This is a genomic window from Microbispora sp. NPDC004025 (genome assembly GCF_053604425.1).
This window is the reverse complement of record NZ_JBSGHN010000016.1, coordinates 148,557-163,575: the sequence shown is the minus strand read 5'-3', so window position 1 is coordinate 163,575 and position 15,019 is coordinate 148,557. Positions and strand designations below refer to the sequence as shown.

Here is a 15,019-nt window from a genome sequence, read left to right as displayed (position 1 = left end):
CAATGCGGGTTCTGGTGGTGGAGGACGAGCGGCGGATGGCGGCGGCGCTGCGCCGCGGGCTGCAGGCGGAGGGCTTCGCCGTCGACCTGGCGCACGACGGCAACGAGGGCCTGCACCTGGCCCGCGTCGGCGACTACGACGTGGTCGTGCTCGACATCATGCTGCCCGGTCTGTCGGGCTACAACGTGTGCAAGCAGTTGCGCGCGGAGGAGAACTGGGTGCCGATCCTCATGCTGTCGGCCAAGGACGGCGAGTACGACATGGCCGACGGGCTCGACCTCGGCGCCGACGACTACCTCACCAAACCGTTCTCGTACGTCGTGCTGGTGGCCCGGCTCCGGGCGCTGCTGCGCCGGGGCGGCGGCCGCAGGCCCGCCGTGCTGCGCGCGGGCGATCTGTCGCTCGATCCCGCGGCCCGGCACGTCGCGCGGGGCGAGGAGCCGGTCGAGCTGACGCCCAGGGAGTTCGCGCTGCTGGAGTATCTGATGCGCCGGCCGGGCGAGGTGGTGTCGAAGCCGGAGATCCTGGAACACGTGTGGGACACCTACGACACCGATCCGAACGTGGTCGAGGTGTACGTCGGATATCTCCGCAGGAAGATCGACACGCCGTTCGGGCGGGCCGCCCTGCAGACCGTGCGCGGAGCCGGATACCGGCTCGCGAGCGACGGCGGCTGAGCCGTGCGCCTGCCCGATCCCGCCGTCCTCGCGCGCCCCGTGACGTGGTGGCGGCGGCAGAGCCTGCGGTTCCGGGTGACCGCCGCCGCGACCGCCGTGCTGGCGCTCGCCCTCGCCGTGTCGGCGTACGTGTTCGTCGCGGTGCTCGGCGAGGCGCTCGTGCGCCGCATCGACGACCAGGTCTACCAGCGGGGGCGTGAGATCGTCGCGCTGTCGGACGCGGACCGGCTGTCCGATCCCGTCGTCTCGGCGGACAACACGATCGTGCAGGTGCTCGACCGGGACGGCCGCATCGTCGACGCCACCCCCAACACCGACCGGCTGGTCCCCCTGCTGCCGGCGGAGGCACGGGAGGCCGCCGTAGGCGCCGGCGAGCCCCTCTTCCTGGACGGCCGGCCGTACGCGCTGCCGGGGACGCTGCGGGTGCGGGTGCTCAGCGCGGACCGCGGCGTGACGGTGATCGTGGCGCGGTCGTTCGCCGAGGTGGAGAGCAGCCTGGTGACCACCGGGCACGTGCTGATCGCCGGCATGCCGCTCCTGCTCGCGCTGCTGGCGGCGGTCTCGTGGCTGGTCGTCGGGCGCACGCTGCGGCCGATCGCGCTGCTGCGGCGGGGCGCGGCCGAGGTGGGCGCGACGGCGCGGTCGCGGCGGCTGCCGGTGCCCGAGGCCCGCGACGAGGTGCACGCGCTCGCGACCACCCTCAACGACATGCTCGGGCGGCTGGAGGAGGCCGACGCGCGCCAGCGGGCGCTGGTCTCCGACGCCGCGCACGAGTTGCGCAGCCCGCTCGCGAGCATCCGGCTCCAGCTGGAGGTCGCGCTCAGCCACCCGGAGGGGCAGGACTGGAAGGAGACGGCCGAGGGGGTGCTGGAGGACACCCTCCGGCTGTCCCGGCTCGCCGAGGACCTGCTCGCGCTCGCCCGGCTCGACGAGGGCCGCCTGGGCCGGCGGGAGCCGGTCGACCTGGCCGAGCTCGCCCGCCGTACGGCCGAGCGGCACGGCCTCGCCCTCGACCTCGCGTCCGGCCCGTCTCCCGTCGTGGTGGGCGACGCCCTGGACCTGCGGCGGGTGCTCGCCAACCTGGTCGGCAACGCCCTGCGGCACGCGGCGTCCGCGGTCCGGATCGGCGTGCGCGCCGACGGGACGGTCGCGGAGCTGACCGTAACCGACGACGGGCCGGGCATCCCGCCGGAGGACCGCGAGCGGGTCTTCGACCGGTTCACCCGGCTCGACGACGCGCGCAGCCGCGACGACGGCGGCGCCGGGCTCGGTCTCGCCATCGTGCGCACCACGGTGGAGGCCCACGGCGGTACGGTCCATCTGGAGGACGCCTCCCCCGGGCTGCGCGCCGTGGTCCGGATCCCCCTGGCACGTTGAGGAGTTCCATGCTTCCCGACCACGGCAGGCCCGTCGCCGAACTGCTCGCCGAGCTCACCGCCCTGAAGGCGGCCGACCTGCCGGTCCGCGGCGGCAAGGTGACGGCCTACGTCTACGACACCGGCCTGCCGGAGGTGCACGAGGCCGCGCAGCGGGCGTACGCGGAGATGCTCGAGGTCAACATGCTGGACCCGACGGCCTTCCCCAGCATGGTCGCGCTGGAGCGTCAGGTCGTCGGGGCGGTCGCCGAGCTGCTCGGACGTCCCGGCGCGCCGGGGATCTTCACCAGCGGCGGCACCGAGTCGATCATGCTGGCGGTGAAGGCGGCCCGCGACGCCCGTCCCGGCGCCACCCGGGTCGTGCTGCCGGTCACCGCGCACCCGGCGTTCCACAAGGCCGCGCACTACCTCGGCATGGAGATCGTGCCGGTCCCGGTGGACCCCGCCGGCTACCGTGCCTCGGTCCCGGCGTTCGAGGACGCGCTGGACGAACGGACCGCGCTGGCCGTGGTCTCGGCGCCGTCCTACCCGCAGGGCGTCGTCGACCCGGTCGAGGAGGTCGCCGCGCTCGCCGCCTCGCGCGGCGTGCCGTGCCACGTGGACGCCTGCGTCGGCGGGTGGCTGCTGCCGTGGCTGCGCGAGGCCGGGGCCGCGATCCCGCCCTTCGACCTGAGCGTGCCCGGCGTCACCTCGATCTCCTGCGACCTGCACAAGTTCGGGTACGCGCCGAAGGGGGCGTCCGTGCTGCTGTTCCGCGACGCGGAGCTGCGCCGCCGGGCCTACTTCGCCTCGGCGGCCTGGCCCGGCTACACGATCATCAACGCGACCGTGCAGAGCTCGCGCTCGGCCGGGCCGCTGGGCGGCGCCTGGGCGACCCTGCAGGCCCTCGGCCGGGAGGGCTACCTGGAGCTCGGCCGCAGGACGCTCGAGGCGACCCGGCGGCTGGCCGACGGCGTGGGGAAGATCCCCGGCCTGCGGGTGCTCGGCGAGCCGGAGGCCGCGCTGGTCGCCGTCGCCGGCTCCGCCGAGGTGGACGTCTTCGTGCTCGCCGACGAGGCGCGCCGGCTCGGCTGGTTCCTCCAGCCGCAGCTGTCGTACGCCGGGATCCCGGCCAACATCCACATGACGGTCACCGGCGTGACGCTGGCCGGGGTGGACGCGATGCTGGAGGTGATCGCGGAGGCGGCCGAGGCCGCCCGGAAGCGGGGGCCGGCCGAGGTGCCCGAGGGCCTGCCCGAGCTGATCGCGTCCCTCGACCTCGACGCGCTGGACGACGCCACGTTCGCCGAGCTCGCCGCCTCGGTCGGGATCGACCTCACCGCGACCGGACAGCCCGGGATGGCGGTCGTGAACGCCGTGCTCGACGCGCTGCCGGCCGCGTCCCGCGAGGCGGTCCTCGTCCGGTTCCTGTCGGTCCTGTACGCCTGAGCCGCCTGTCTCCCGAGGAGGCCCTCCGCCCGCGGTGAGCGCCCCGGTTGCGCCGGGGTGGGCACGGGTGTGCCGCTGGTGCCAAACTCTGCGTCATGAGGGAGAACGAGCAGCGGTCGCTGGTTCCCAGCATGCGGTTGGACGATCTGCTGGCGGAGTTGCAGACGCGACTGGAGGCGGTGCTCGCCACGCGTGATCGGGTGCACGCGCTGCTGGAGGCGGTCGTGTCGATCGGCAGCGATCTGGACCTGGAGGTCGTGCTGCGGCGCATCGTGGCGACCGCCACCACGCTGGTGGACGCGACCTACGGGGCGATGGGCGTGATCGGGGAGGAGAACACGCTCGTCCAGTTCGTGCCGGTGGGGCTCCGCGAGGAGGAGATCGCCCGGATCGAGCACTGGCCGCACGGGCTGGGCCTGCTCGGTCTGCTCATCAAGGAGCCGCAGACGCTGCGGTTGTCGCATATCTCCGAGCACCCGGAGTCCTATGGTTTCCCGCCGGGGCATCCGCCGATGGGCAGTTTCCTCGGCGTGCCGATCCGGGTGCGCGATGAGGTGTTCGGCAATCTGTATCTGACCGAGAAGCGCGGGGGCGGGGACTTCGACGAGGACGACGAGGCGATCGTGGTGGCGCTGGCCACGGCCGCGGGTGTCGCGATCGAGAACGCGCGGTTGTACGAGGACAGCCGGCGGCGGGAGACCTGGTTGCAGGCCTCGGCCGACATCACGACGCGGTTGTTGTCCGGTGGCGAGCCGCAGGAGGTCCTCACGCTGATCGCGCGGCGTGCCCGTGAGATGGCCGACGCCGACGCCGCGGCGATCCTGCTCCCCGGCAAGGACGGCGGCATCCTGCACGTGGCGCTGGAGGACGGCGCGCCGGCCGAGGACGGGCAGCCGGGCGTCCGTCTCGTCGGCGACGAGGTCGCGGTCGAGGGGTCTCTGGCCGGCCGGGCGTTCCTCAGCGGCGAGCCGCTGGCGCTGGACGATCTCGACCACAACCAGGTGCGGCTGGTCTGGGCCGACGACCCGCCGGTGGGGCCGGCCGGCGCCGTGCCGCTGGGTGCGCCGGGAGCCGTGCGCGGGGTGCTGGCCCTGGTCAAACGCGCGGGACGGATGCCGTTCAGCCAATCCGAACTACGGACGCTGCACGCCTTTGCCGGACAGGCCGCCGTCGCCCTGGAACTGGCCGAGACCCGCCGCGACGCCGAACGCCTCGGCCTGCTGGAAGACCGCGACCGCATCGCCAAGGACCTGCACGACGTCGTCATCCAGCGCCTGTTCGCCGTCGCCATGACCCTGATGAGCACGGTACGCCTGGTCGAACGTCCCGAAGCCTCCTCCCGCCTCCAGAACGCGATCGACGAACTCGACACCACCATCCGCCAGATCCGCTCGACCATCTTCGCCCTGCAGACCCCCCGCGAGCAGAGCGCGCCCAGCCTCCGCGCCCAGATCGTCGACCTGGTCGAAGGCGCCCGCGGCCACCTGGGCTTCATGCCCGGCCTGAGCCTGGAGGGCCGCCTCGACAACGACGTGCCCCCCGAGACCGCCGAGCACCTGCTCGCCGTGCTCCGCGAGGCCCTGTCCAACCTCGTCCGCCACGCCAAAGCCCGCCGCGCCGACGTCACCGTCCAGGCCGCCGACGGGCGCCTGACGCTCCTGGTCCAGGACGACGGCGTCGGCATCCCGCCCGAAGGCCGCCGCAGCGGCCTGCGCAACCTCGCCGACCGCGCCGAACGACTCGGCGGCACCTTCACCGTCACCTCCCCTGAGGCCGGCGGCGCCCGCCTCGACTGGAGCGTCCCACTGCACGGATGAGACCACCCCTACGCCGGCCGGACCCGCCGCGGGCCGTCACGCTGCGGCGGATCCGCGGACGAGGTCACGGGCGGGGGCGGCGGACGCGGGGAACGGCTTGGCCGCGGCGGGCGGCCTCGGCCTCCAGGCGCTTCCTGAGCATTCTGCCCTCGCCGTAGAACGAGCGGATCCGCTCGCGGCGGTTCCCGGACAGGCTCCAGTCGTTCAGGGCCCGCTCGACCCGCACACTCAGCCGGTCGCCCTCTCCGGTCGCGCTCCCGACGAGCACCACGTTCTCCTGCCACTCCATGGCCGGGCCGTGCCGGTGAAAGGTCAGGCACACCGGCCCTCCGGCCGCCTGGACGCCCGCGGGAAGCCACAGGTCGAAGCCGGCATCGGTGCGTACGGCCGAGCGGACGCGCACCGCCAGCGGCATGCCGTCGGCCACCATGGTGACGACGGGCTCGCCCAGACGGGCCGCGCGGTCGGCGAAGAGCCGCCAGTCCGGCGGCGGGGCCGATCGGCTCGGCAGCCGGGGGCCCGCGGGGGCGGGATCGGAGGCGGGGACCGCGACGCCTCCGGGGCCCCTCCAGACCTCGGGCGTCCTGGACAGATCGCCCTCGGGCCACCAGACGATCCTCTCGGGGGTGACCTCCACCCAGATGCGAGCGAAATACCACCCCAGCCGCTTCACCAGGAACCACGGCATCCCGGCGAATCCGGCGCCGGTCTTGGCGAGCGACAAGCGGACGTACCGGTCGGTGTTGGCCTGCAGGTCCGCGTCGCGTACGGTCGCCCGGCCCTGCACCAGGACGACGGGCGGCCGGTCTGGCCCGCTGCCCGCGCCCTCCGCGCCAGCGCTGGAGAAGAGCAGCGCGACGCGCGGGTCGCGCCGGGCGCGCTCGGCCTTGCCGGGGTAGGTGAGCCCGGTGCTCACGTCGAGCGTGCCGGCCGCGCCGGCGTACGGCGTGACGGGCCAGGTGACGGGCCTGCCGTCGCTGGTGAGCGAGGCGTATTCGCAGACCATGGCGCGGTCGAAGAGCTCGGCCGCCTCACGCGGCCACGTGGTCGGTGCGGATGCGGTCATCACGACTCCAGGACGGCGATCACGGGGGCGGCGGCGCCGTACAGGCGGGAGAAGCGCCGCCGGTAGGCCGGCCACCAGAACAGGCGGAACAGGAGCCGGGCCACGACGGGCAGGTCGGCGTACGACCTCGCGAGCAGGCCGGCGTCCGCGCTCGAGGCGAGCCAGCCGAAGACAAGGGGGACGCGGCGGCGGCCGAAGTCGTCCATCGCCCGGCGCTTGTCGGCCTCGACGTCGTCGAGGGTGAGGTGGCGGAGCATGAGCGGCACGGCGGTCCGCTCCTCGTGGTCGAGGTGCTCGTTGACGAGCTCGTGCAGCCGCCGCAGGGCAGGCGCGCGCCCGGCCAGGGGCACCCCGCGATCGGAGGCGGCCGCGACGAGCGGGTCGAGCTCGGCGTGCTCGGACTCCAGCTCGGCCAGCGCGTCCGCCGCCTCCGGGGCACGGCCGGTGAGCGTGGGCCACAGGTGGGCGTCCTCGTGCGAGTGGTGGGCGTGCAGCATGTCCAGCACGAGCGCGAGCTGCTCCTCCAGCAGCTCCTCGTGCGCGTCGTCACGCGGGTTCGCGCACGCCTCGGCCAGGCGGCCGAACTCGGCGCGGAAACCGGCGTGCATCATCAGGAAGCCGGTCAGGTGTTCCGTTGTGATCATCGGTCTGTTTCCTCACGTGTCGAACGTGTCGGAGACAGACTGCGCGACCCGCCTCTACACGCACTTGTCGAGGGCTTGGCGGGCCCTTGCCAGCCAGTAGCCCCCGCCCGCCTGCTCCAGCAGGCGCACCGCCTCCCGCAGGTGGGACCGCGCCCCCTCGCGGTCCCCGAGCGCCAGCAGCGCCTCGCCCATGTGACCGTCGTAGGCGCCGTCGATCGTGGTGCAGGTGCCGCTCACGTGCAGCAGCCCGGCGAAGGGACGGAACGCGTCGTAGACCTCCCGCACGATGTCCGTCTCGCCGAGCCGGATCGCCGCGTGCAGCCGGCACATCGCGGCCATCGCCCAGTGGTAGTCGCGCGGCGGCAGCGGGGTCTCACGCAGGAGCCGCCGGGCGCGCTCGTGCTCGCCCCGGTCCGCCAGCGCGTACGCCAGGACGTAGGCGAGCCCGGCCATGCCCGTCCGCCGGAACACCTCCTCGACCCACTCCGCCTCCTCGCCGAAGCGGTCCTCCTGGATGAGCGTCTCGGCCCGCACGGCGAGCATGCCCACCTCGAAGTACGCGAGGTCGGAGAAGGACAGCGTCGCCCTGACGGGCTCGAAGTGACGCGTCGGGTCCGGCACACCCTGGAACAGGTCGAGACCCACGTGTGCGATCGCCGCCTGCAGCGCCAGCGTGGGGTTGTGCAGGTCGCGCAGCAGCGCGTCGGTCCGCGCCAGCAGCGCGCGGGCCTGCGCCACCCTGCCGTGCTCGACGTGATGGGTGACGAGGTGGAGCTGTGCGATCACCCTGAGCTGCGACGACAGGCCCGGCTCGGCCAGCAGGCGCCGCGCGGTCGCGGCGAGCTGCTCGATGAAGTCCTGTCCCTGCATGGCGAGCAGCCGCAGGTGCAGCACGCGCCGCAGCAGGGCGGGGTCGCCCACGCGCTCGGCCGCCGCCACGGCCCGCGACGAGACCGCGTCGACCTCGTCCTCGTGGCCGGTCTGGGCGTGCACGACGGCCCGGACGGCCTGCGCCGTCGCCCACGCGGGCGTGTCCGGGGACAGCTCGCGCACGGCCCGGTCCATCGCCTCCCGCAGGGCGGCCACGTCGAGGCCGTAGCGGAACGGCACCCAGACGCCGTGTCCCATCGCGATGTCGGCGGCCCTGACCGCCTTCTCCAGGTCGGCGCCGGCCAGGGCCAGCGCCTGCTCGACCGCCTCGTACCCCTCGTCGAACCGCCCGGCGGCGTAGCGGCTCTCGGCCAGCCCGACTGCGAGCTCGAACCGCTCGGCCGCGCCGGCCCCCGCCGGCTCGGCCGCCGCCAGCGCCTCCTGCCACGAGATGGCCGCGTCATCGGGCGCGTGCCGCCGCAGGGCCGCCCGCGCGGCGCGGGCGGAGTAGTCCATCGCCATGCGGGCGTTCTCCTCGCCGAGCTCCGCCGCCGCGAGCCAGTGCCGCGCGATCACCGCCGCCCGGTCGTCCCGGTCCCCGTGGACGCGGGTGAGGACGCCCGCGACCTGCTCGTGCACGCGCGCCCGCCACAGCCGGGACCGGCGCGACAGCAGCGCGTCGGTCACCAGGGCGTGCGCGAACTCGTACCCGCCCAGCCGGTACGACGACTCCCGGACCAGCCCCGCACCGAGGGCCGCGTCGAGCGGCGGCAGCAGGTCGCCGACCGTGACGCCGGCGACCTGGGCCAGGACGCCCGCCTCGAACTCGTCGCCCATCACGGCGGCGAGCTCCAGCACGCGGGCGGCCTCCTCCCCCAGGCCCGCCACCCGGTGCAGCACGACGTCCAGCACGCCCTGCGGCAGCTCCTCGCCCGCCCGCGCCAGCTCCGCGAGGAAGAACGGGTTCCCCGCGGTGCGCCCGCGCAGTTCCTCGGCCCTGCGGCTGCCCGGGTCGCGGCCGGACAACTCCCGGACGAGCGCGCGGACCTCCTCTGCGGCGAGCCCGTCGAGCCCGAGCCTGCGCGCGCCGAGCCGCGACAGCGCCGACAGCGTGCCGGTGAGCGCCGACGCCTCGTGCCGCCGGAAGGTCGCCACCAGCAGCAGGCCCGGCCGGGCGGTGGACGCCACGTGGACCAGCAGCCGCAGCGTGGCGTCGTCGGCCGCGTGGATGTCCTCCAGCACGACGATCACCGGGCCGGCGTCGGCCAGGAACGCGCCGACCGCCTCGAAGAACCGCAGCCGCGCCCCTTGCGCGTCGGACGCCGGGATCGCCGCCGAACCGCCCGACAGGAACGTGCTCACCTCGTCGGGCAGGGCGGCCTCCGGGGCCGCGGCGGCGAGGTCGCACAGCACCCGTTCCCAGGGCCACAGGGCGGGCGCGGTCTCGTGGTCCGGACTCGACCCCCAGCCCACCGGCACGTCGGCGGTCGCGCGGAACCGCTTCAGCAGGCTCGTCTTGCCGACGCCCGGCTCGCCGTCCACCAGCACGACCTGCCCGGCGGCGGACGACGCCTTGGCCGCCTCGTACAGGAACTCCAGCGCGCTCTGCCTGCCGACGAAGACCTGCTGTTCCGCCGCGGGCTCCGAAGCCCCGCGTACCGTCGTCTCTTTCGGCGGCCGTGCCGAAGGCCGCTGCGGGGGTGAGGGCTCCGGCGGAAGCAGCGCGGCGTCCTGGCGCAGCACCGCGCCTTCGAGCTCCCGCAGCCGCGGCCCGGGGTCGATGCCCAGATCTCCGGCGAGCACCTCGCGCACCCGGCGCAGGCATTCGAGGGCCGCCCCCTGCCGGCCCGCCCGGTAGTGGGCCAGCACCAGCAGCTCCCAGGCACGCTCCCGAAGGGGGTGCTCGCGGACGAACGAGTCCAGCCGCGCGACCACGTCCGTATGGCGGCCGAGCTCCAGCAGGGCCGCGGCCAGCCCCTCCACCGCGTCCAGCCGCACCTGTTCCAGGCGGCCGATCTCCGGCTGCGCCCACTCCTCGGACCGCACGTCCGCGTACGGGTCGCCTCGCCACAGGTCGAGCGCCTCGGCGAGGGCGGCCGCCGCCACCTCGTGCCGTCCCCCGGCGAGATGACCGGCCCCTGCCGACGCGAGCGTCTCGAAGTCCCTCGTGTCGAGCCCGAGCCCTCCGGTCATCAGGCCGTACCCGTCGGCGGCGCTGACCAGGACGGTCGGGGTCGCGCCCGGCCGCCGGTCGGGCTCCAGCCGGCGGCGCAGGTTGGAGACGTAGACCTGCAGGCTCCCCTGGGCGCTGGCCGGCGGGTTGCCCGACCACAGCCGGTCCGCCAGGAGATCAACGGGGAGCACGCGGTCCGCGTGCATCGTGAGGAGAGCCAGGAGGGCTCGCTGCTTAGGCGGTCCGGCCGGTACGGCCTGCCCGGCCACGACGAGTTCCATGGGCCCGAGGACGTTCAGCCGCACGGGCCAATGGTAGGAGGCGCCTGACAACCGGTCCAGTTGTCACATCCCCGGAGCCGTCCGGCGTTCCAGGACCTTCGCACCGGCCGGCTCCCCGCCCCAGGGGTGCGTGACCACGGCCGCCCGAGCACACCGCGGCACTGGTTCGAGATGGGATGGCGCAGCGGCAGGCCCGCCGTGTGTGACACCCGGCCGGGACCGGAGCGCGAGGTCAGCCGGCCTCCGCCTCGGCGCCGCTGCTACCCGCCGAGGCGGGAGACCACCGCGAGAGCCGTACGGGCGCTCGCCGCGTCGTGCACGCGGAACACCCGGGCGCCCTGCAGCGCCGACACGGTGAGCGTGGCCAGGGTGCCTGCGTGGCGGTCCTCCACGGGCAGGCCGCCCAGGGTCTCCCCGACGAAGTCCTTGTTGGAGACGGCGACCAGCACCGGCCACCCCGTCGCGGTCAGCTCGTCGAGCCGCCTGCTGACCTCCAGCGAGTGCCACGTGTTCTTGCCGAAGTCGTGCGCCGGGTCGACCAGGATCGCGTCGCGGCGGACGCCCGCCGCGACCGCCCGCTCCGCGAGGTCCGTCGTGTACGCGATCACGTCGGCCACCACGTCGGCGTACGCGATGCGGTGGGGCCGGGTGCGCGGCTCCACCCGCCCGGCGTGCGCGCACACCATGCCGATGCCGTACGCCGCGGCGACCTCGGCGAGCTCGGGGTCCACGCCGCCCCAGGTGTCGTTGAGCAGGTCGGCCCCGGCCTCCGCGACGACCTTGGCGACCTCCGATCGCCAGGTGTCCACACTGATGATCACCTCGGGGTGCCGCTCGCGCACCGCGGCGACGACCTCCGCCACGCGGCGAATCTCCTCGGCCGGGTCGACCTCTGTGCCGGGACCGGCCTTGACGCCACCGATGTCCACGATGTCCGCCCCTTCCTCGACGAGGCGCGAGGCGGCGTCCACCGCGGCGGAGAAGGCGTAGGTCGATCCCCTGTCGTAGAAGGAGTCGGGGGTCCGGTTGACCACGGCCATGACCGCGAAGTCGCCGGGACCGAAGGCACGGCCGCGCAGGCGCAGGACGGACGCAGGGCCGGGCGCCTCGGCGGGCATCGGCGTAGTGGACATCGCTCGCCAGCGTACTAGCTGAGCGTCGTCCGATCCGTGCCCGCCGGAACACTGGGGTGATGGAACGGTCCAAATCGCGGGCACACGCTCACGCCGCGGAGCCGCCCTCGGCCAGGGCCACGAAGTCCTGCGCCATCGCGGGCAGCCGCCGCCGGGCGTGCACGACCGCGATGATCTTCCGGAGGGAGGGATCGAGCGATCGGACCACCAGCCCGGCCCTGGCCGCCTGCTCGGCCATGCTCCGGTACCACAGCAGCGAGGCCCGCCCCTCCCGTACGGCCCGCAGCCAGCCCCGGCGCTCGTCGGACTCGACGGCGGGGATCGGGCGGACGCCGTACGAGGCGAAGATCTGGTCGAACTCCCTGCGGCGCGGGCTCCCGGGGGCGGGCAGCACCAGCCGCATGCCGTCCAGCCGGGCCACGGGGACGGGATCGGGCAGGTCGAGGCCGGGCGGGGAGATCAGCACGATCTCCTGGCGTTCGAGCGGGTGACTCACCAGGTCCGTGGGCACCGGGAGATCGGTCAGCCCGAGATCGGCGCGCTGCTCGCGGACCGCGCTGACCACTCCCTCCCGGCCCTCGCACCGCACGATGTGCACCCGGATCCCGGGATGCTCGGCGGCGTAGGCGGGCAGCAGGCGCCCGGCGAGGCCGGGCTCCAGGCTCGGAGTGGACGCGATCCGCAGTTCGGCGCCGGAGGAGTTGCCCTGCGTCGCGAGGGCCTCGATCTCGGCCACCGCGTCGAGGGCCTCGCGGGCCAGCTTCACGACCCGGCGTCCCTGGGCCGTCACGACGACCCCGCGGCCCGAGCGCGCGAAAAGCGTCATTCCGAGTTCGCGTTCCAGGTCGCGTATCGCGCGGGACAGCGCGGGCTGCGCGATATAGAGCGATCTGGCGGCATCGGTCATGGTGCGGTGCTCCGCAGTGGCGACCACGTAACGGAGCTGCTGCAGATTCATGCGAAAAACGCTAGGGCAGACGAGCCCGGCGATTCCGGAACATCGCAGAGATCACGCCGGTCGATTACCCATCGTGCCCGACATCTGCTACATCCGTGATGGATGAGAAAACAGTATTCTTTTGCCCCAAATCCACAAAGGGGGCAATGTAGTGGCGCAGCAGTACCCTCCCCAGGAGCAACCCGGGGGGAGTTCTCCCTATTCAGGGCCGCCGTTTCCGCCGCCCGAGGCTGTGCCCGGCTCGGCGGACGGACCGCACTCCCCCGGCGCGGCGCCGGGACCGTACGGGCCGCCCGCCTGGGGGGGAGCGGGCGGCACGAGCGGAGCGGGCGGCACGGGCGGAGCGGGCGGCACGGGCGGAGCGGGCGGCCAGGAGGGCGGCGGCCCCCAGCCCGGACCCGGCGTATGGAACGGACCGTCCGGATGGCCTCCCTCCCCGGGAGAGCAGCCTGGGCAGCCGGGTGGCCCCGGCCCCCATCATGGCGCGGCTCCCTATCCGCCGCCCCCGCAGCAGCAGAGCGGTCCCTATGTGCCCGGGACGCATCCTCAGGGGCCGGCCGCGTACCCGAACGCCCCGTCACACGGCGGGCAGCAGGTCTACGGCGGGCAGCAGCCCTACCCGCAGGCCGTGCCGCCCCCCGGTCACGGCGCTCACCCGGCGGCCCCGGCGCAGGGCGGCGTCCATCCGCAGAACGGCCCTCAGCCGGGCGCGACGCCGTACCAGCCCGGAGCCCGGCAGCAGGGCGGACCGCAGCATCAGGGCGGCGCGCAGCAGTACCCGCAGACCCCGGCGTGGCCGGGCGCGACGGGTGAGGGGCCGCACGCACAGGCACAGGCACAGTCCCCCGCCGCCTACGCGCCCCCGCCGTCTCCCGCCGCGCCGACCGGCTCCCCCTACGGCCCGGCGAACGGACCTGCGTACGGAGTCGCGCACGGAGTCGCGGGTCATCCGGGCGGCCAGGCGTACGCGCCAGGCGGGCCCGCGTGGCCGGCGAACGGCGGTGTCCAGGCTGCGCCGGGGAACCCGGCGGCCCCGGCGGCCCCCGCCCCACCGCAGTTCCCGCCGCCCGCGGGAAGTCCGGCCTGGGGAACACCGTCCCAGGGAACACCGCCCGCGCCACAGGGCATGCCGTTCCCGCCGGCGCCGTCGCAGGGACCCCAGGCTCCATCGCAGGGAATCCAGGCGCCGCCGCAGGGGCCCGGATGGGCGCCACATCAGGGGCCGGCACAGAGTCCGGCACAGAGTCCGCCCCAGAGTCCGCCGCAGGGCCCGGGATGGGCGCCACAGCCTCCGCCTCCCCCACGCGGGCCGGCCGCGCCCTTTCCGCCACCCGCCGCCTGGCGCCCGCCCCGCCGCAGGTCCGGTGCGGGGGCGGTCGTCGGTGCGCTGATAGGCGTGCTCGCGGTCGTCTTCGTGCTCGTCGTGGTCGTGGGCGCGCTGGCGAACCTGTCGGACCGCGAGGAGACGGTCTCGCCCGTCGCGCTTCCGACCCTCACCTTCTCGCCGTTCCCGTCGCACCGTGACACCGCGGACACGGAACCGACCCGCAAGCCCACGACGCGGCCCTCGACGCAGCCGACTGCGCGGCCGACCCCCGTGCTCAACCGCACGACGAAGAACAACAGCCTCTACCGGGCCGGGTCGCCGGCGAAGACCAACTGCCGGGCCGGGAACGCCAGCATCTACAACCACGCCCAGTTCAAGGCGCTGATCCTCAAAACCGGCGCGTGCATGGGCAAGGCGTGGGCGCCGGCGCTGCAGCGGGCCGGGATCGCGTGGAGCCCGCCGAAGTACATGATCGCGGCCCGCAAGGGCAGGGGCGCCTGCGGCGACTACCCCTCCCCCGGCAGCAACGTCCCGTACTACTGCCCAAGCAACAGCACCATCTACGCGTCCACCTCGGCGATGGCGAGGGAGTACGGCCCGCTCGGATCGTGGAACGGGATCATCATCAGCATGATGGCCCATGAGTACGGCCACCACATCCAGAGCATCTCGGGCATCTCCGACTCCTGGTGGCGGCAGACGCTCGACTCCACCTCGCGCAGCGGCCGGCTGGCCCTGAGCCGACGGCACGAACTGCAGGCGACGTGTTTCGGCGGCATGTTCATGCGATCGGTCGCCGCGTCGTATCCGATCGACACCACCCGGCGCAACACGCTTCTATGGGCGTACAGCCACCTGGGCGACCCGCCGGGAGGGCCGCGCGACCACGGGAACACGCGCAGCAACGCCGCGTGGTTCCGGCAGGGGTACACCCGCCCGATGACCTACCAGTGCAACACCTGGGTCGTCGGGTCCGCGTCCGTGTCGTGATCATCGGCGCGGTGATCTACGTCTACCTTGTCCGGGTATGGGGGTTAGAATCCCTGCCACGGCTTCGGAGGAGAGAGCGGTGAACCATGCGAGGCGGGGGTCCCGCTGACGACACCGGGGGTCCCCGGAAAGGTCGGCGCCCAGGTCAGCCCGGCGGAGACACAGATAAGCCCGGCGGAGACACGGGTCAACCCCGCGTGAATCCGAGCCAGCCGGGTGGAAACCCAGGTCAGCCCAGTGGAGACACAGGTCAGCCCAGTGGAGACGCGGCCGAGCACG

At 74.3% G+C, this 15,019-nt stretch carries 11 protein-coding genes; 5 read left to right on the top strand and 6 right to left on the bottom strand.

Annotated features, from left to right (window positions below):
• Positions 1-2 precede the first annotated feature (2 nt).
• The 4 genes from ACWEQG_RS32230 to ACWEQG_RS32215 all read left to right on the top strand — a co-directional run bounded on the left by ACWEQG_RS32230 (position 3) and on the right by ACWEQG_RS32215 (position 5,298).
• Positions 3-677, top strand: a complete 675-nt coding sequence (locus ACWEQG_RS32230; RefSeq protein WP_363471612.1) for a response regulator transcription factor — start codon at positions 3-5, stop codon at positions 675-677.
• A 3-nt stretch (positions 678-680) separates the two neighbouring features.
• Positions 681-2,054: a sensor histidine kinase gene (locus tag ACWEQG_RS32225; RefSeq protein ID WP_452290510.1), complete on the top strand. Its 1,374-nt coding sequence runs from the start codon at positions 681-683 to the stop codon at positions 2,052-2,054.
• A gap of 8 nt (positions 2,055-2,062) precedes the next feature.
• Positions 2,063-3,481 carry a pyridoxal phosphate-dependent decarboxylase family protein gene (locus ACWEQG_RS32220; RefSeq protein WP_452290508.1) on the top strand — a complete coding sequence of 473 codons (1,419 nt, stop codon included), beginning with the start codon at positions 2,063-2,065 and terminating at the stop codon, positions 3,479-3,481.
• A 95-nt stretch (positions 3,482-3,576) separates the two neighbouring features.
• Positions 3,577-5,298, top strand: coding sequence for a sensor histidine kinase (locus ACWEQG_RS32215; RefSeq protein ID WP_452290506.1), 1,722 nt, complete (start codon positions 3,577-3,579; stop codon positions 5,296-5,298).
• 64 nt (positions 5,299-5,362) lie between these two features.
• Here ACWEQG_RS32215 and ACWEQG_RS32210 read toward each other — a convergent pair whose 3' ends face one another.
• From ACWEQG_RS32210 to ACWEQG_RS32185, 6 genes are all read right to left on the bottom strand, one after another.
• Complete coding sequence (locus ACWEQG_RS32210; protein ID WP_452290504.1) at positions 5,363-6,364, bottom strand: hypothetical protein; 1,002 nt, start codon at positions 6,362-6,364, stop codon at positions 5,363-5,365.
• Complete coding sequence (locus tag ACWEQG_RS32205; RefSeq protein WP_452290502.1) at positions 6,364-7,008, bottom strand: hemerythrin domain-containing protein; 645 nt, start codon at positions 7,006-7,008, stop codon at positions 6,364-6,366. The genes ACWEQG_RS32210 and ACWEQG_RS32205 overlap by 1 nt, the downstream gene beginning before the upstream one ends.
• Positions 7,009-7,062: 54 nt before the next feature.
• Positions 7,063-10,356 (bottom strand): BTAD domain-containing putative transcriptional regulator, encoded by a 3,294-nt coding sequence (locus ACWEQG_RS32200; protein WP_452290500.1) that lies wholly within the window; start codon positions 10,354-10,356, stop codon positions 7,063-7,065.
• 236 nt (positions 10,357-10,592) lie between these two features.
• A complete protein-coding gene (folP, locus tag ACWEQG_RS32195) occupies positions 10,593-11,465 on the bottom strand; it encodes a dihydropteroate synthase (protein WP_452290499.1) in 873 nt (290 codons plus the stop codon).
• Positions 11,466-11,553: 88 nt separating this feature from the next.
• Complete coding sequence (locus ACWEQG_RS32190) at positions 11,554-12,423, bottom strand: LysR family transcriptional regulator (protein ID WP_452290497.1); 870 nt, start codon at positions 12,421-12,423, stop codon at positions 11,554-11,556.
• Positions 12,424-13,000: 577 nt separating this feature from the next.
• Positions 13,001-13,246: a hypothetical protein gene (locus tag ACWEQG_RS32185; protein WP_452290495.1), complete on the bottom strand. Its 246-nt coding sequence runs from the start codon at positions 13,244-13,246 to the stop codon at positions 13,001-13,003.
• A gap of 573 nt (positions 13,247-13,819) precedes the next feature.
• Between ACWEQG_RS32185 and ACWEQG_RS32180 the strand changes: the two genes are divergently transcribed.
• Positions 13,820-14,740 carry a neutral zinc metallopeptidase gene (locus ACWEQG_RS32180; RefSeq protein ID WP_452290493.1) on the top strand — a complete coding sequence of 307 codons (921 nt, stop codon included), beginning with the start codon at positions 13,820-13,822 and terminating at the stop codon, positions 14,738-14,740.
• The last annotated feature ends 279 nt before the right edge of the window (positions 14,741-15,019 follow it).